Here is an 18,877-nt window from a genome sequence, read left to right on the forward strand (position 1 = left end):
GGGTCAATGGCCGATGCTGATCAACGCTTCGCGGGTCAATTGTCTGGACAGTTCGTTACGCGAATAACCGATATTGTTCAGCAGTCGGTCGTACCGCGCCTGACTCATGGCCTCGCCGCTGAAAATATCCGCGTGAGGAATGTTCAGTTGATCGGCCAGGGTTTCCATCTTTCGTATCAACGGGTTCATCTGCGTCTGGGCGTTGGCATTGGCGTACTCCGCCTGTGCCAGGCGCAACTCATCCAGCAGGCCCGGTTTTTCCTCGAACCGCAGATCATTGCGCTCATATTGTGTCGGATGGGTTTTGCGCAAATGGCGTTCCCAGAAATCATCCCCGTTGGGGTCAATCATGCCGTCGACCAGTCCGTTGCCGCTTTCGCGCAGCTTGAACGAGTCATAGGCCGCGTCGATCTTCGCCTGGGTAACGCCTGATCGCTGCTGGTAAAGCATGCCTTTTGATTGCCAAGGCAGCTCCAGCCGTTCCGCCAAGCCGGTTTCATAGGCCATATGGATTTCAAGATCATCCGGCGCGCGATTGTTCGACGGATCGATTAGATGCTGTTGCGCTTGACGGCCGATTTCTTCTCGAGCGATATCGCCGACGATGTTCAGGCGTGCGCGGCTGCGGGCCAGTCTCGCCAGTTTTTGGTCAAGCACAAGGGCCGAGGCCGGCTCGGCATAGGCCTTCGAGACCAGCACTTTGATGCCCATGGAGTTGAACAGATAGGCACCGCCGTCGCGGCAGCTATCGGGCTCTCGGGCTTGTTTGAACAGTTCTTCACGCAGGTTGGAATCCAGCGCGGCGGCATCGATCATTTCCCAGACACGCCGGGTCAGTTGCTGACGTGATTGCGCGTTTTGGTAATCGGCGGTTCGCCTCTGTCGGGCAATGACGGCAAAAAAATCTTCGGCGTCAGGCTCGGCCATCAGATCGTGCCAGGACTCTTCGCGGTACTTGCTCAAAGACGAGGAGGGACCAAACGCGTCCGGTTCACCGGGAAACGATTTCCAGTGGCTTAGCTCGTTTGTGGCCGCCGGAAAATCGGTCTGCACAAAGGCCAGCCCTGTGGATTGACGATAAGTGCCATAGCGTACCCGCTCCTCATTGGAAAGCCTGGCCGTGTTGAAACGCGCGCGACTGAGGATAAAGGCCTGATCGGAACCCGGTGTGACTTCGGGCAGGGTATTGATCGGCGTATGACGCATATCCAGCATGAAACCGCGGGGACGATGCTTGTCCACCGAGCCGACCTTGAACAGGCCTTCGGGCCAGGACTGGATATCGGTATTGGCCAGACTGAGGTCATTCAATCGATACATCCGCCCGACATCGGGTGGTTGGCGCAACGGGTTACCGTTCAGGGTCAGTGATCGCAGGCGAACCAGGCCGGCGAGCTGTTCATTTGAACGCACGGTCAACCTGATGCGGTTGTCGGTCAGGTCCAGACTCTGGAGGTGACGCATTTCTCCGATGGTGGGGGGGATCTGCGTCAGGTCACACTGACGCGCGCTCAATTCACGTAGCCTGGGGAAGCTGCCGAGCACGCCATCGGACGATGTCGAGAAACGCGTTTTATCGAGTTTCAGCGAAGTGATCTGGTCAAGGTGTTTCTTCATCCCGGGCCGCCTGCGCAGATCGCTCCACCAACGATCAAGGTTGGGCCGCGAAAGCGAGCTGGACAGGTCCAGCGAATAGCCTTGCTCTTGAGGGGGGCTGTGCTCGGCAAAAGAGTCGTTTTGACGCTCGAAGCACTCAAGCAGCCGTTCCTCGATATGCCGTCCGCCCTCCTGCATGTACTGCGTCGATACTCCGGGGATCGCTTCTCCCGACCCATCCACGTCGGGCGGGTAGCTTTCCCGCCAATTCTGCATCTCTGTGCGCAATTGCTCGCGTTCGCTTTCCAGGTGTTTGATCGTGTCAGCGGGATCGCCATTCTTGCGCAGCTTTTCGATGAACATCTTCGCCTGATGCTCAGACATTTTCGGGTACAACTTTCGGACTTTCTGTTCCGGTGTGTTTTGCGCCCAGGGCCATGGCCAGCGACCAGTCAGCGTTTCGGTTTCAACACTGGCCACCCGACGAATCGGTGGTTCGGCCATCACGCTGCGGCGCTCGGCCGGCTCGGCGGATGTTTCCATCAGCCACTGTTTGAGCCGTTGACCCTGACCTCGCCGGTATCCCGCTGCCTGCAGTTTTTCGTCAGGCAGGGCATGCAGGATCGACTCGTAGAAGTCGTCGGCTTCATGCAGCGTGCGATTGTTGGCGTCGAGCACTTCATAGCGGCCATGTTCGTCACGAACCAGACGTCTGACGGTGGTTGCATCATCCGCGCCGACGCTGCAGCGCAACGGGCCGTCGTAGCTGCCGTCGTGCACGTCTAAACGCACATCGGCAAAAGCGTCGGTGTGGAACTTGAGGGTGTTGAGCGCCAGTCGCTCGGTCTCCGGGAGCATCCATTGCTCTCGGAAAAAACCGTTATAGGCGCGGGCGGTGGATGCTTCGAAATCCAGCTCCCGCGCTTGCGCCTTGAGGCGCAGTGGCAAATGGTTTTCGTCGGCGATACGTTGCAACTCGGCCGGGTTCGCCAGGGCCACGACCTTCTCGGCCAATGGCAACGGGAGTTGCGGGAATGTTTTTTGTACGGCGCGGATATCGGCCTTGTTTGATTTTTCACCCACCTGATACAGGTAGTTGGAGACATCTTTGTGACGCGTGTCGACGGCATCGGCGAGCAGGTTACGCACCGCTGTTGCCCGATCGCTGAGAGGGACGTCACGACCGAGCAGTTGTTTGAACTCGTTATCGTCGAGAAAACGTGCCAACCGTTCCGGCAGTTTGCCCCAGGTGAGATCCGCAAGGCTGATGCTCAGGGTATCGGCATCCGCCGCATTGGCATCGCCGTACGTACGCACGTAACCCTGCAGGTCGGCGCTTTCATACACCTTCAGCGCCTTGGTGCGTGGCCAGCCTGGCTGGCTCGTCAGCAGCGGTTCGAACCAGACGGCCTGCGGGTCGATGGGGCGGCCATTGCGGATATTCGCACTGGCGACTTGGGCATCGTCGTAGGCACTGAAACGCTTGATGGTGTCGGTTAGCAGCGGCGGCGGTGCCGTGTTATCGATGTGCATTTGGCGCAGTTGGTTTTCGTGCGTGCCGCTGATCACACGGATCTGTTCGCGTTGCACCGGCGAAAAGCCTTCCACGCTGTGTCCGACACGACGCATCAACGTCGCAAAGTCCCAGTCGCGCGGGTTTTCTATTTCCTGCACCCAGGCACCGTGACCGTTGTGTTCGATGAACGGTTTATAAGCGTTTGGGCGTGTCGGGTGCTTGATGCGATGGGTCTTGGACGTCGGTTCGCTCGATGCTTTTTCGACCGCGTAGAGTTTACGTTCCAACAGCAAGATCCTTTCATCGCCGTACAAATGCAGGCCATGCTTGTCGGGTTTCGCGTCGGGTGCCAGGCTGATGTCGTTGCGCTCGTAAGGCTTGATGTCGGGATGCCAGAGGCTGGGTTTGCCATTGGGCAGTTTCACCGGTTTCATCTCGTCCACCAGCGATGACAGCTTGACGCGAACGACCTCGCCGATTTTTGCGCCCGAGGCAAAGGCTGCCAGTTGAATGATGTCTGTCACCACACTGATCAGATGCTCGCCGGCTTCCAGCGACTGCCCTTGGGCCAGATCGACAATCCCCTCGATAACGTCGGTGGCCAGTTGGTAAACGGTGTAAGCCAGCATCAACTGGCCCAGCACCGGTACAAACGGTGTGACGACCAACAGCGCGACGTTGAGAATGTCCGAGAGCATTTTCTGAAAATTTTCCCACCAGGCCCAGCGCGCCTTGCTGTCGGTGTCGGCGGTGGAGACGGCTAACTCCCGGGCATCATTCAGGATCTTGTTGAACTTTTGTTGATAGAGGTGCCGCCAGTAGTTGCCTTGCAACTGCACACGATCAAATTGCAGGTTCGGGTTGTCCACCGGGTCCTGTCGCCATGGCGGTTGTTGGTCGGTCGGATCCTGGCGCGGGTGATACCGATAAATGAACAGCCGTTGCTCCAGTTCGGCAAAGAAGTGCCCACGCTGCTGCTGATCGACGAAATCGCTGAAGAACTGGCGATACGTTTGCTTGGTTGACTCGATGTATTTGTCTTCGCGCAACTGGCGGGTCAATTCTTCCTTGAACGCCTTGAGCGAGTCGTACTCCTTGAGCGGATGATCCGGATCATGGGGGACATAAACGATCACGCGTCGAATCCCGCGGTTGTCGCGCACCGCATGGATGAGCAGCAGAATGCCGGTCAGCCGGGTGCCGAGAATCGACAGGTCGCAGCACAACATGGCGCGGCCATTGAGCAGCAGTTGCGGTTTGTCTTCGGCCAGGTTCAACAGCATTGTGCAGGTGTCGACCTGGATGTCGTTCTTGATCAAGGCCAAGTAAGCCGCGGCGGCGAGGGCGTCTTGCTGGCTTTGTATCACCCTGGTTTTCAGAACGGCTTCTGCCACCGGCTCGCCGGGCAACAGATACCTGTGCAAATGCTTTTTATAACGGGCGCCGATGTCCAGATCCCGGCATAGGGTCTGAAACTGGGCGATGGACATGCTGTGTCTGATGGGCAAGACGTCGAACAAACCGCGTTCATCGGGTTTGCTGATGTACTCCGAGCCGCGATCAACCGTTTCACTTTTGGCGAAGTTGTGTAGCGCGGCTTCCAGCAGGGAAACCGTTCGACTGGTCACTGCACCCGAGAGCTTGATCGTGTACCAGGGCTGGTCTTTGGGCATGTACAGGCGCAGGTAGGTTTTCTTGACATCGAGATTCAGGCCATGGCGCCGTTTGATTGCGGCCTTGAGCAACGGTTCGGCGAAGGCGTGCAGATCGGTTTTCGCCAGCAGGTGGTCAACCGGGTTTTGCGAGGCCCAGGCCTTGAGATTGGCGGCAGCGAGTTTTTCCAGCCAGGTGTCTGGCGCCGTCAAGTACCAGGGTTCGATCTTCAGTGGCACGGCTGCCAACGCTTGGCCCCGTGCGACGGTGGCGCCTTTGAAACTGTCGCTGACGGCAGACTTGATGAATTCGTAGTGCCGACCTTTTTCTGCGTTTTCGACAGACTCGGGTATGGGAGACATGGCCAATCATCCTTGATTGTTTGAGGAGTGATCAGCCTACCGGCGCAAGGCCAAAACAAAAGTTCAAAGTTCAGGAAGCAAACGGCGCTACGGGGCATCAACCCGACGAAAATTCGAATTCGAAAAATACATAAGTACCACCCGCCGTGAAGAAAAAACGTCACGCTGAATCGGAAACGACTGACACGATTTGTTACCTCGTCTTCAGGCGTTCCGGATTGATCATCGCAACGTTTGTGCTCTGTGCAGGGTGGCATTGCAAGTCGCTGCCCGGTTGCAGATACGGGGTGAGGAACGGTGCCATGCCCTTGAGTACCTGTACTGGCAAGGCTGAAGTGAATTTGAAGTTTTCTGCCGAAGGCCCCGGAACGTACGCGGTGAGGGTGCCGAAATGGTGATCGCCGATGTAGAACACGAAGGTCGCCGTGCGGTTGATCGACTTCGAACTGAGGATGCGTCCGCCCGAACCGATGGCCTCGATGCGGTTATCGCCTGTACCCGTTTTGCCGCCCATGGCCAGCGGACTGCCATCGGCCAGTTTGAAACTGCCGGCAACACGTTTGGCCGTACCGGCGTCGACCACCTGTGAAAGCGCTTCGCGCATGGCGGTGGCAACTTGCGACGGCATCACCCGTTTGCCGACATGCGGGTCATTGATCAGCCGCGTTTCATACGGCGTGTCGGCAGCAAAGTGCAGGCTGTCGATGCGCAGGGTCGGCATGCGCACGCCATCGTTGAGAATGGTGCCGATCAACTCCGCGAGCGCTGCCGGACGGTCGCCTGAACTGCCGATGGCGGTGGCCAGCGACGGCACCAGATGATCGAACGGATAGCCGACTTTTTTCCAGCGCTGGTGAATCTCCAGGAAGGCTTCGATCTCGAGCATGGTGCGGATGCGGCTGTCGCGCGCGCCCTTGTGCTTGCTCTTGAACAGCCAGCTATAGACTTCCTGGCGTTCGAAGTGGCTGGCTTTGACGATCTGACTGAACGTCGCGTCCGGGTTGTTCAGCAGGTAACCCATCAGCCACAGATCCAACGGGTGAACCTTGGCGATGAAGCCCTGGTCCGGGAGGTCGTAGCGGCCCGGGCCATAAGCGTCATAGAGCCGGATCAAGCGATCGTCGGTGAGTTTTACAGTGAGCTTGGCGTCCTTGAGGTGCGAGCGCACGAAGCGGTTGAAGTCTTCCTGAGTCGCGTTCGGCAACAGGTAACGGTGTACGGCGGCCATGCGGATCGGGGTCGGGCGCATGCTGTCGAGGAAGGTTTCGAGCCGCGCCTGGGTGTCTTTGTTTCTGTACCTCTTCCAGAACTTGAGCAAGAACGTTGTACCTTCACGGTCGGCAAAGCTCGCCAGGTATTCCTGACGCCTTGGGTCGCGGTCGTCCTTGAGCAGTTCGGCGCTGCTGTTGGGACCGGAGTAAGTGGTGTAACGCACCACATCGCGCATCAGACGAATGAACGGCAGGTTGATCGACTCGCGCAGGGCGTCGCGCAGGGTCGGCATGCGGCCGTTGTCTTCCTTGCGAAAGTTATGAAAAACGTGCAACCCGCCACCGGTGAAAAACGCCTCGCCGGGGCTGGCCGAGTATTTGCGATCCAGCGCTGCACCAAGCATTTTCGAGAGGTCGTGGTCCTTGTTCTGGATCAGGTAATCGATGGCCCATTGGCTGAGGCGATCCTGGTCGGGGACGTCGACCTTTTTCAGTTCCGGCACGCTCAGCGCACCGTACTTGTCGTGCAACTCGGCGATGATTTGCAGGTACGTGGTGAGCACACGCATCTTCGCCGTCGAGCCCAATTCGAGTTTGCTGCCTTCGTTGATGTCGAAGGGCTGGTCGGTGCTGTCGGTCTGCACCCGCACTCGCGAGCCGTCGGGGGTGAGTTCGAGCAAGGTGAAGCTGTAGCGCACCTGAGCAGTGCTGACAGGCGTCAGCAGCCGTTCACCGAGCAGGCCGATTTCAGCGGCGTAGGCCGGGTCGGCGAGTTTTTTCAGGTAAGCGGTGACCTGGGTTTGCAGGTCGCCTTGCAGCGTGCTGGTGGCCGAGAGGTCGAGGCGGTCAAGGTCGTACAGCGAACGATTGAGCATCGCGGCCAGGCGGCTACGAGCAGCGTTGATACCTTTGTTGGTTTCAATCGGCTGAAGAGTCGGCTGGGTCTGCCAGTCACGATAGCTGACCTGGCTGGCCAGTGCGGCATCGGCGAGTGCGCTGTCGATCACGCCGTTCTGCTTGAGCAGGCGCAAATGGCTGTCGGTGAGATCGGCGAGTTCTTCGTGGCCCTTGTTCAGGTAATGGGTGGGACGACGCTGGGCGATCATCAATGACAGCATTTCACGCAAGGCCAGGCCTTTATCAGCCATGGTTTTCGGGTCGGTCGCCGGGCTGTTCAACTGTTCGTTGGCCTTGTTGAAGTCGCTGCCGTACCAGACCCGCAACCCTTCGGCCATGCCATGCACTTCACCGTGGCCCGGCACAGCCGACAGCGGCACGCTGTTGAGGTAGTCACGAACGATGTTCTGCCGCGCGGTCAAGGTTTGCGGGCCGTCCTGATAGGCGCGCACGCTGGCGGAGATCATCTGGCGAATCTTCTCGGCGCCGGACACCGTCAGGCCATCGGGTGAGTGCCGGTATTTTTCAAGTTGCGTCGCCAGCGTGCTGCCACCCGCCGATTGCCCGGGCAAGTGCAGCAACTTCGCCACTTGCGACCACGCGGCCATGCCGAACCTGGGCCAGTCCACCGCCGGGTTGGTCATCGGTTGCCTGGGGTCAAGCAGAAAACGGTTTTCAATGAACAGCAGGCTGTTGACCACCGCCGGCGGAATCGCCGCGAAACTCGAATACAGTTGCTGCGGATAGTTGTACTGATACAGCGGCGCGGCGCGGCAGTCGGTGATCGAGAGGCCGGCCTGAGTCTTTTCCGCATAGGGCACGAACATGCCCTTGCCGGTATAGCTGAGCAGCGCCGGCGAGAAACGGGTCTGCTCGGTGATCACGTAATCGCGTTTGAGCAGGCGCGGCAGGAGTTCATCGAGCGAGCTGTAACCCAGACGCAAATCGAAGGGCCCATTGCCGGGGTAGCGAATCGCTTCGCTGGGGCCTGGTTCAAGCTTGTAGGTCAGTGAGGCTGCGTAGCGGCTGAGTTCACGGGCCTGGAAACGCGAGGTGCGCATTTCCCTGGCCGCCGCCAGCCCGACCACGATCAGGATAATCAGCAGCAACAGCCAGAAAGCCTTCCACCCATGCCGGTTGCGGCGGTTTTTTTCAGGGACAGGCGCTTCGTCATCCACACGGTCAGTCGGAACCACGGCTTTACTCGAATCGGTTTGCCACAAAGCGCCCATAGTCGATTGATCCATTCACGCAGATTGATCGGACTTGTCTGAAGCTTAGACGGTGGTGGGCGACAGGAGGGAAATTGTGCAGCGACACGGACCAAGAGGCTCGATGAAGGTGCCGGACTTCAGGCGGGCGCTTGCGACTTTTTGTGGTGCGTGAGTGCAGGAGGAAGTTGCTGATTGTTAAAAGGTTATTCAAGTAAGCTGAAGTGTGTAAGTAGATGGTTCTTTTGTTTGGTCATGCATACGATTAGTAACGGTTTTCGGTTTTTTATTTAAAGGTGCCTGTTGTTTACTTTTGCTTCGTTTATTTATCAAGGAAGATTGTATGATCGAAGCAAATGATGTCGTCGTGGATGCTGTTCCGGTGTCTGACAGTTATGAATATGAACTTGAGTCTGCAAGGCAGGAAGCTGAAGATATCTCGCCGTCCGCACTTGGCGACTTTGGCGGAGCCTTGTCCTGGCCGATTCCATTGAGTACTGATCAGCAGCACGAAGTGCTGAATGCCGTTCAGCTTTATATCGAAGGACTTGATGAACTATGGAAACCAGGCCAGCAACTGCTGGAGCATTTGTACCTGAACCATCCGCTTGACAGTGAAACATTAGGCAATCCTGCCAAGGCACTGGAAACACTCATTGCCAGCGCTTGCGGCCAGGCGCTTGGGCTGGCGGTACAAACCCGTTTGAAAGGCATTTCCACGGACGTCAGCATCAATGAATACGCACTGGCCGCCATTCAGTTGAATCTTGACCCGCTGTCTATTGAAAACACTCAACGCAACAGCGTCGCGGGGTTCGATCTGGCCAGTCGTCAACATTGGGGGAAACCGGTTTCGGCGGTGTTCAACAAACTACGTGAACACTTGATCAAAGAACTCATCAGCAGCCCTGAAATGGCCGGGTTAGGCGCGTACGCCTTGTTGGCAAGGAATGCCCCTCTGTTCCTGATCAAAGACATCCCGGACGGCGTCAAGTATGGCGGTCCGGCGTGGTTCAACCTGGCCGTTGCCGCTGCGACGATCCAAGCTCAATGTCCGGGCAAGCTCGCCAATATGACCTTTGCCCAGGTCATGATCTGTGCTGAACATGCTGCCATGACCGATCCGACCGTTACCCGGTATGCCCAGACAATTGCTCTGATCGATTGGGGCGTTGTCCATGTCGCCTTGGAAAAGAAAGACGATGAACGCTACACCGAAGTAGAACTTGGCGAAATAAAAGAACAGTTCAATGCTCAAATGATCGACCGGCTCAATACGCCGGTGTTATTGAAGAGCGTGTTTCAAAGTCGCAAAAGCATTGCGTTGGCCGGGCTGGAAAAGGAATTTAACAAAGACTTTCCGTTTGAAAAAGCCGCGCTTGAATGGGACAGCTCGGTAAAAGTGTTAAGTCATCTCGCGCCCGTGCCGAGCGATGTGCTAGGGCCGCAGGGCAAGTACTCGTTGCTGGACGTTGCAATGATGGATGGCAATTATCGATGGAAATCCAGCGACAAACTTCTGAACGCTGTCATTCACGACATCAACGAACTGAACCTTCGCGTGCGGGAGACTTTCAGGAAGCAGTTTGCAACGACGCTGAGCAACCTCAAGGAAGGCGCCCGGTTAACCGTAAAACACCTGATATCCGAGTTGTCGCTGGATGACCGAGAAAACCTCGAATATGGAAAGATCGATTTCTATCAACACAAGACCTACAAGCTGAGTACGAGCTTTTTTGGCAGGAGCCTGACCTACACCAGTCCGACACTGACATTGAGAGTCGAGCGCGGAACGGAAAAAAAAGTAAGCGTGTATCACATTGATTTAGGGGCCGACTCGATCACAAAAAGTGGTTCTGACCCTGCTCAAGTGGCAGAACGAACCAACGTGAATATTCCGAGCACCGTGTACACCACCGAACCCTTTTATGTCGCTGACAAATCGGTCGCTGCGAAGCTCAAGCAAGTAAGCGCGACGCAGGCCTTGCCTCCGAAAAGCTACTCCAGCGAGAGAACCCTGACGATTGCCAATGCCTTCGTTGAGCATCTTGATTACGACAGCGAGAAGATTCTGAACGCTGCTGAAGGTCAGACGACGTATGACAAGGAATGGGCGGCCATGAAATCCCGCGTGGAGTTTTTGCTCAACCTGATTCCCTTCAAATCTGCCGTTACCCATTTTGTAGAAGGCAAACATCTAGACGGAGCCATTGATCTGTTCCTCGACGTATTGGGATTCGTCACTGCTGGCCTGGGTGCCGCAGCCAAGTTGGCACAAGTGGGGGGCAGGACGGCTTCGGCAATCAGCAAAGCGCTCAGGATAGCGAAAATAATAGGGGCCGTTGTCATCAGCGAACTTAATCCGGTGAGTGGCATAGCGGCAGGTGTGCAGCTACTGGGTCGGGGGATCAAGTTCGTGGGCGTTAAAGGGCTGCACCAATTGAACAGACTTCGGGCGTCTGCGAGCGGGTATGACGTGCTGCTCGGAGTCAGTAAGGCGCACGGGCCGACAGTGCTGGGCACCTTCAAAGTGGGTGAGCAAAGTATCGAGGGCGTGGGGGTATTGAAAAATGACAATTGGCACCAGTACAACCTGGACACCCGCAGGCTTTATGGTCCGCCGGGCAATTTCACGCCTCAACGTTTCTGCTGGGGTGGAACCTTGGGCAGTGAGGCAAAATCCCGTGTCTATTTGAATTTTCATAACAATGTCGAATTTGCACGGAACAAGAATAATCTTCGAGCTTTTGAACGTGGTTATACGCAAGGGAATGTAATCGCAATCGATGGCTACACTCCTGGAATGAAATTTGATGAATTGATTGAGTTGGTATCAGAGCCTGGTCTCAAGCCTGAAGAAATAGGGGCTTTGACAAAAGAAATAAAAACAAAAATTCTCAGCGACGCTCGTTATAGTTCAAACCTTCTTGCCATGGATTTGAAAGGTTTGGCTGTCGAGGTGGTTCCTGTTTCGCAGGGGCTGTATCTGGCTCACGTCAATATGGTCTCCAGAGGTGAGTGCGCAGGACTCTCAAATGCCATGGCCTACGCTATTCATCACGGAAACGAAGACATACTGCTTAAAAATATTCCCAGAGCTGCGCTGGCGAAAGAGGCGCCTGAATCCACCAAATTTATCTCCGACATGACGGAGTTTCACAATACGGTGAACAATAAGGAGTCTTTTCATATGGGCGCAGCCAAGACGAAAATGGACGCCGACGAAATTATCGATGCACTGGAAAGTTCTCCTGATTCGAAAACACTCAGGCTGGCCTCCAAAGATCATGCAATGCTTGCAGGTATAAGAGTCAGGAACGGTAGACCAGAGTGGTTCTTTTACGAGCCTAACTCTGGATTTGCGAAGTTTGCCAGCCCCGACGCCATGAGACAGGGCATGCATAAGGTACTGGAAAGCGGAGCGCTGGCCGCGACGTTAAACACCTATGGAAGAAGGCGTGGTGGTCGTGACTTCAACGTCAGTGAATTTGATCCCGCCGATATTGATGGCGGTTACATTAGCCGCCACCGCGTCGAGCATCTTTCGTCTGTTGAATTGCCTGATCCAGAAGAACTGGTCGCGGTTCAGACTCTCCATTAAAGCGTTTGCCAAGGTTCCCGGAGCTGGATAAAAACGCCAGACGAAAAGACGATGCACCAAGGTTGTGCAATACTCGCCGCCGTTTTCAGTGGCGAGTTTTCCTACATTTGCCAGTTGATCCGCCGGGTCTACTGGCATTCTTGCGACAACTCCCACTGAATCTTGTGGTTTATAGAGTGAAAAGACCTGCGACAAGGTTTTTATACTGACGCCCCGCTGATCTTGCAGGCTGTCCTGCAAGACGCGTTTGCCCACGAAGCAGACGCGGTTTTCAACGAGCCAAGGCTAATCGGCCGACGCTTGAACACTCGGTGGCCATATCCAATAACAAGACGAGGTTGCACCCCTATGCCAGTTGGCAATCACCTGCCTCACGGCGAAACCGCTCAGGGCGGTCCGCTTAAACGCGAACTCGGCGAACGGCATATTCGCCTGATGGCCCTCGGAGCCTGTATCGGCGTCGGTCTGTTTCTCGGTTCGGCCAAGGCCATTGAAATGGCCGGCCCGGCGATCATGCTCTCCTACATTCTTGGCGGTCTGGCGATCCTGGTGATCATGCGCGCCCTTGGCGAAATGGCCGTGCATAACCCGGTGGCCGGTTCGTTCAGCCGCTACGCGCAAGACTACCTCGGCCCGTTGGCAGGCTTTCTCACGGGCTGGAACTACTGGTTTCTGTGGTTGGTGACGTGTGTCGCGGAAATCACTGCCGTCGCCGTGTACATGGGCATCTGGTTCCCCGATGTGCCGCGCTGGATCTGGGCCCTCGCAGCGCTGATCAGCATGGGCTCGGTCAACCTGATCGCGGTCAAAGCCTTCGGTGAGTTCGAATTCTGGTTCGCCCTGATCAAGATCGTCACCATCATCGCCATGGTGATTGGCGGCATCGGCGTTATCGCCTTCGGTTTCGGCAACGACGGCGTTGCGCTGGGGATTTCCAACCTGTGGAGCCATGGCGGCTTTATGCCAAACGGTGTGCAGGGTGTGCTGATGTCCCTGCAAATGGTGATGTTCGCCTACCTCGGCGTCGAGATGATCGGCCTGACCGCAGGCGAAGCGAAGAACCCGCAGAAGACCATCCCCGATGCGATCGGCTCGGTGTTCTGGCGGATTCTGCTGTTCTACGTCGGCGCGCTGTTCGTGATCCTGTCGATTTACCCATGGAACGAAATCGGCACTCAGGGCAGTCCGTTCGTGATGACGTTCGAGCGTCTGGGCATCAAGACCGCAGCAGGCATCATCAACTTCGTGGTGATCACGGCGGCATTGTCGTCGTGCAACGGCGGTATCTTCAGCACCGGGCGCATGCTCTATAGCCTGGCGCAGAATGGGCAGGCCCCGGCCGGTTTTGCCAAGACGTCCAGTAACGGCGTGCCGCGTCGCGCATTGCTGCTGTCGATTGGCGCACTGCTGCTGGGCGTATTGCTCAACTATCTGGTGCCGGAAAAAGTCTTCGTCTGGGTGACGTCGATTGCCACTTTCGGCGCAATCTGGACCTGGGTGATGATCCTGCTGGCCCAGCTCAAATTCCGCAAAGGCCTGAGCGCCAGCGAACGTGCCGCCCTCAAATACAAGATGTGGCTGTACCCGGTCAGTTCGTACTTTGCGTTGGCGTTCCTGGTGCTGGTGGTCGGCCTGATGGCGTACTTCCCCGACACCCGCGTGGCGCTCTATGTGGGCCCAGCATTCCTGGTGGTGCTGACGGTGTTGTTCTACGTGTTCAAGCTGCAACCGACCCAGGTGTCGCAAGGCGCGGTGCGTTCGGCTTCGTAAGTGAAGGACGTTGAAACGGCGAAGCCCCGGTCGAGAGATCGGGGCTTTTTTATTAGGGCGGCGCGGTCGCTGCACGGATGAAATACGTATGACCGTTGGTCGGAATAACCCTCGTACCTGTAATTTCTGACAGTAGACCGCCCCTGCGCCATGGCCTAGCTTGAAGACCCGACAAGTCGGAGTCAGCAAGGAACGGACATGAAAGGAATCACCGCAATCGGCGTGATCGGCTTTGCAGATGCGCTGATCCACTGGCAAATATTTTTCGTGCTCTGCACCGCGGTCGGCCTCGATCAGGCATCGAGCAATTTTGCGGCGTTTTGCGTGGCCGCTGCGTTCACGTTTTACGTGAACGCGCTTTACACGTTCGAGAGAGAAACCTCGGTGTTCGCTTACCTGATGTTTGTCGGCGCAATGGGCGCGGTGAGTTTCGGCGTGGGCGTGATTGCCGATGCCTGTCATCTTCCCGGCCTGGTGACGGTGGCTTCTTTTTCACTGATCAACATTTTATTGGGGTACTGCTTTTTCCGGTTTGTGCTCTTTCGGGAGCGTCGGATATGAACGTATCGGTGACTGATTGCCCTCCAGCGTCCGAGAATCGTGTGACTTCACAACCTTTCGTGGTCGACCTGGACGGCACTCTCCTCAAGTCCGATTTGCTGTTCGAATGCGCAATGGCCTTTGTGCGCAGCAATCCTTTGCAATGTCTGAAACCGTTGGCCTGGCTCACGCATGGCAAAGCGTATTTGAAAGAGCAGTTGGCACAATCAACGGACATCGATGTCGCGACCTTGCCCTACGATCCCGACGTGCTCTGGATGATTGAGGCGCAACGCAACAGCGGCCGAAAAATAGTCCTCGCCACGGCCAGCCACTACTCATTGGCAGTGCGCATTGCCGAGCACCTTCAGGTGTTTGATGAGGTGTTGGGGACGACCCTTGAGCGCAACCTGTCAGGGGCGCATAAACGTGATGTGCTGGTGACGTTGTACGGTGAGGAAGGGTTCGACTACGTCGGTAATTCATTTGACGATCTGCCGATATGGCGCTCGGCCAGGCAAGCCTATGTCGTCAATCCGTTCCCGGGCGTCGAGCGTGCCATTCGGCACCAGGGCAAGATTGTTCAGGTGATTCGCTCTGACGCGACGACATTCAGGCGTTGGTATAAAGCCTTGCGCATTCATCAATGGGTGAAGAACGCGCTGATTTTTGTTCCTCTGCTCGCCGCCCATCAACTGGCCAATCCACTGCCGCTTTGGCACGGTGTGCTGGCTTTCGTGTTTTTCGGATTGTGTGCATCGGGTGTCTACGTCCTCAATGACCTGCTCGATCTTGCCGATGATCGCAAGCATCCAACCAAGCGCCATCGACCCTTCGCCAGTGGATCTTTGTCGATCAAGTCCGGGTTGATGGTTTTTCCTTTGCTCTTGTTGGTGTCCTTCACGGGCGCCTGGGTTTGGCTGCCTCGCTCATTCGTGGCGGTGCTCGCCTGCTATTACGTGCTGACACTGATTTATTCACTGGTGTTGAAGCGGCTGATGGCACTCGACGTGATTACCCTGGCGCTGCTGTACACCCTGCGCATCATTGCCGGCGGCGCCGCTTTTGAACTGGAATTGACTGGCTGGATGCTCGCCTTCTCCATGTTCATGTTTTTGAGTCTGGCGCTGGTCAAGCGCTATGCCGAACTGTTGGTCGCCCTGCACAGTGGCATCACCGGTAAAACCGGTGGCCGGGATTACTTTCCCGCCGATCTGGCCATGCTTTCATCATTGGGCGCTGCGTCCGGTTATCTCACCGTCATGGTGCTGGCGCTGTACATCCATGACAGCGAGACCATCGCGCTCTATGCGCATCCACGATGGATCTGGCTTGCCTGCCCTGTGTTGCTGCTGTGGATCACCCGGATCTGGCTGCTGACCCATCGCGGTCGCATGAATGACGACCCGGTAGTGTTCGCACTGCGCGATCACTTGAGTCTGGCGATGGGGGCGGTGTTCTGCCTGATTTTCTGGGCGGCGGCATGAAGTCTTTGCTGGCCTCATGGGGAGCCTATCCCCGTACCCCGCAAACCGGCCACCCCTGCCACTGGCAAACTGACGTCGGATCGCAGTGGCAGCGGTTGATCCAAACCCACGGCACAACGTTGCCGTTCGGCAATGGCCGCAGCTATGGCGACAGCTGTCTGGCCGTCAGTGATCATGTGTTGCAGTTACGTCCCTTGAATCGTTTCATCGAGGCTGACTGGGAGAACGGTGAGATTTGCGCCGAGGCCGGAGTGACCTTGGGCGAGATTTTGCTGCTGTCTATCCCCCATGGCTGGTTTTTGCAGGTCACACCCGGGACGCGGCATGTCACGCTGGGCGGAGCCGTGGCCAATGATGTACACGGCAAGAACCATCACCGGTGCGGTACGTTTGCCCATTCGGTGGTGAGTTTTGGTTTACACCGATCCATGCAACCGCCGATGGTCTGTTCCCCGACAGAGAATCCCCAGTGGTTTGCCGCCACCCTGGGTGGCCTGGGCCTGACGGGCGTCATCACGTGGGTGAAGATCCGTCTGCGCAAGATCCAGTCCAGTCTGATCGACACCACGCGGGTTCGTTTTGAAGGGCTGAATGACTTCTTCGCCTTATCCGCCGAAATGGATGCCCGCCACGAGTACAGCGTTGCATGGATCGACTGTCTGGCCAGCGGCAATGCGCGAGGGCGCGGTGTTTTTACCGCTGGCGATCATCGCGAAACGGGTGCGCTTGAGGCCGCAGTACAGCGTTCGCTGCACATGCCGATATGGCCACCGGTGTCGCTGATCAATCCGCTCACTTTGAAGCTGTTCAACCGTCATTACTGGCAGCGACAACCAGCCAGCAGACAATGCCGGACGGTCGCCTACAGTCCGTTTTTCTATCCACTGGATGGCATCGAACACTGGAACCGCATCTACGGACGCAAGGGCTTCCAGCAGTTTCAGTGTGTTTTGCCAAGCAAGGTGGCGCAAGCAGCCTTGTCCGAGCTACTCAATTCCATCGCCCGCAGCGGTTCCGGCTCCTTTCTCGCTGTACTCAAGCGCTGCGGCGATATGGCTTCCCCTGGGCTGCTGTCCTTTCCAATGCCGGGCACTTCACTGGCATTGGATTTTGCGCAGAACAATGCCCTGACGAAAAAACTCTTGCCGCGTCTGGATGCCATCGTCCGCGAAGCGGGGGGCCGTTTGTACCCGGCGAAAGACGCCCACATGAGCGGCAGTGATTTTCGCCAAGCCTATCCCGCCTGGGAGCAAGTGGAAGCCATGCGCGACCCGGCCCTGATTTCCCGTTTCTGGCAGCGAGTTCTGCGATGAAAAAAATATTGATAGTGGGCGCCACATCGGCCATTGCCAGCGCCTGCGCGCGACGGTGGGCGGCTGAACGGAGCGAGTTTTTTCTCGTCGCCAGGGATGGGCAAAAGCTGCAGCAAACCTGCGCCGATCTGCAGGCCCGAGGTGCGCGAGCGGTGACACCGTATGTGATGGACGTCAGCGATACCGCCGAACACGCCGTCATGTTCGAGCGCTGCCTGACGACGTTGCAGACAGTGGATATCTGCCTGATTGCCTACGGCACCTTGCCGAATCAACGTGAGTGCGAACAATCCGTTGAGATGACCGCGAAGGCATTTGCCAATAACGCCACTTCAGTGATTACCCTGCTGACGCTGTTGGCTAATGGCATGGCCGTTCAGCACCATGGCACGTTAGCCGTCATTTCCTCCGTTGCCGGCGATCGCGGACGCCCTTCCAATTATGTGTATGGCGCAGCCAAAGCGGCGGTTACCGCGTTTTGCGAAGGGTTGCGCCCACGCTTGTACAAGTCGGGTGTGCATGTAATCACCATCAAACCCGGTTTTGTCGATACACCGATGACTCAAGGGCTGGCGATACCGGCGCTGCTGATTGCGCAACCGGATGCCGTTGCCCGACGAATCGTTTCAGGTATTGAACGCAAGAGGACGGTGCTTTACGTACCCGGATTCTGGGCGTGGATCATGTGGTTGATTCGGGCCATACCGCAACCGGTTTTCAAGAGGCTGAACCTATGAACCAGGCGCTGATGCTCTCCGGGTGGCGCTATCGGGTGCTGATCGGTTCGGTGGTCTGCTCCGCCCTCGCGTACCTGGCCGTTTCCCTGTGGGGTGGGTGGTCGGCCGTGAGCGCGGCCGTCAGTCGAGTGGGGTGGTGGCAGGGCGGGCAAATCGTCGGACTGGTGCTGCTTGGTTACGGTTTGCGATTTTTGCGGTGGCAGATCTATCTCAATGCCCTGCGCCATCCGCTGTCTTGGCGGCCGAGTCTGAAAATCTATCTGGCAGGGTTCGCCTTGACCACCACCCCCGGCAAGGCTGGCGAGGCGTTGCGCGGGGTTTTGCTCAAGCGCTGGGACGTGCCTTATCCACACAGTTTTGCCGCGCTGTTCAGTGAGCGCCTCTCGGATTTGCTGGCGATGGTGGTGTTGGCCTTGTTCGGCCTGAGCGCGCACCCCGAATGGTTGTCGATGATCGGCGTTTGTCTGGTGCTATTGGCGTGCTGCGTCTTGCTGGTGTCACGGCCAGAACTTGTCAGTGCCATTGATCGGCGGGTCGAACAAAGGCGCGGCTGGTTTCCCCGCCTGTTGCGTCATGTCGTTCAAGTGTTGCACCAGTCCCACAGTTGCCACACCCCACGTCGCCAGATCGGCGCGACGTTGTTGAGTCTTCTGGCCTGGGGGCTGGAAGCGCTGGCGTTTTACTGGATTCTCAATGCCATGGGCGCGGGTATACCTCTGACATTCGCGATGTTCATTTATGCCGTTTCCATGTTGGCCGGGGCATTAAGTTTTATGCCCGGCGGGTTGGGCAGTGCCGAAGCGGTGATGGTGACGTTACTGGTGTCGGGCGGCGTGGGGGTGCCGGATGCGATTGCGGCAACGGGGTTGTTGCGGTTGGCGACGTTGTGGCTGGCGGTTGGGGTAGGCGCTGTGGCGTTGTCGAGAATCAAGGTCGAGATATAGGGAATGATCAAGTCGCGTGACTAATCAGGAGCAATTAAG

At 57.0% G+C, this 18,877-nt stretch carries 9 protein-coding genes; 7 read left to right on the forward strand and 2 right to left on the reverse strand.

The window, feature by feature from the left end:
• Window positions 1–3: 3 nt before the first annotated feature.
• Window positions 4–5,127 carry a dermonecrotic toxin domain-containing protein gene (locus AACY02_RS16530; protein ID WP_339432868.1) on the reverse strand — a complete coding sequence of 1,708 codons (5,124 nt, stop codon included), beginning with the start codon at window positions 5,125–5,127 and terminating at the stop codon, window positions 4–6.
• Window positions 5,128–5,320: 193 nt separating this feature from the next.
• Window positions 5,321–8,467: a transglycosylase domain-containing protein gene (locus AACY02_RS16535; protein WP_339432869.1), complete on the reverse strand. Its 3,147-nt coding sequence runs from the start codon at window positions 8,465–8,467 to the stop codon at window positions 5,321–5,323.
• A 322-nt stretch (window positions 8,468–8,789) separates the two neighbouring features.
• Here AACY02_RS16535 and AACY02_RS16540 point away from each other — a divergent pair, with 322 nt between their 5' ends.
• From AACY02_RS16540 to AACY02_RS16570, 7 genes are all read left to right on the forward strand, one after another.
• Window positions 8,790–12,047, forward strand: coding sequence for a hypothetical protein (locus AACY02_RS16540; RefSeq protein ID WP_339432870.1), 3,258 nt, complete (start codon window positions 8,790–8,792; stop codon window positions 12,045–12,047).
• Between the two features lie 348 nt (window positions 12,048–12,395).
• On the forward strand, window positions 12,396–13,817 hold the full coding sequence (locus AACY02_RS16545; RefSeq protein ID WP_339432871.1) for an amino acid permease: 1,422 nt from the start codon (window positions 12,396–12,398) through the stop codon (window positions 13,815–13,817).
• A gap of 198 nt (window positions 13,818–14,015) precedes the next feature.
• The gene (locus tag AACY02_RS16550) at window positions 14,016–14,378 is read left to right on the forward strand and encodes a GtrA family protein (RefSeq protein WP_339432872.1); all 363 of its coding nucleotides are present in this window, start codon (window positions 14,016–14,018) and stop codon (window positions 14,376–14,378) included.
• Complete coding sequence (locus AACY02_RS16555; protein ID WP_339432873.1) at window positions 14,375–15,844, forward strand: UbiA family prenyltransferase; 1,470 nt, start codon at window positions 14,375–14,377, stop codon at window positions 15,842–15,844. The genes AACY02_RS16550 and AACY02_RS16555 overlap by 4 nt, the downstream gene beginning before the upstream one ends.
• Window positions 15,841–17,157, forward strand: coding sequence for an FAD-binding oxidoreductase (locus AACY02_RS16560; protein WP_339432874.1), 1,317 nt, complete (start codon window positions 15,841–15,843; stop codon window positions 17,155–17,157). The genes AACY02_RS16555 and AACY02_RS16560 overlap by 4 nt, the downstream gene beginning before the upstream one ends.
• Window positions 17,154–17,894: an SDR family oxidoreductase gene (locus AACY02_RS16565; protein WP_339432875.1), complete on the forward strand. Its 741-nt coding sequence runs from the start codon at window positions 17,154–17,156 to the stop codon at window positions 17,892–17,894. The genes AACY02_RS16560 and AACY02_RS16565 overlap by 4 nt, the downstream gene beginning before the upstream one ends.
• The gene (locus AACY02_RS16570; protein WP_339432876.1) at window positions 17,891–18,838 is read left to right on the forward strand and encodes a lysylphosphatidylglycerol synthase transmembrane domain-containing protein; all 948 of its coding nucleotides are present in this window, start codon (window positions 17,891–17,893) and stop codon (window positions 18,836–18,838) included. Before AACY02_RS16565 ends, AACY02_RS16570 begins: the two co-directional genes overlap by 4 nt.
• Window positions 18,839–18,877 lie beyond the last annotated feature (39 nt).

The sequence above is a fragment of the Pseudomonas sp. EA_65y_Pfl2_P78 genome, from assembly GCF_963970495.1.
Taxonomy (GTDB): Bacteria; Pseudomonadota; Gammaproteobacteria; order Pseudomonadales; family Pseudomonadaceae; genus Aquipseudomonas; species Aquipseudomonas baetica_A.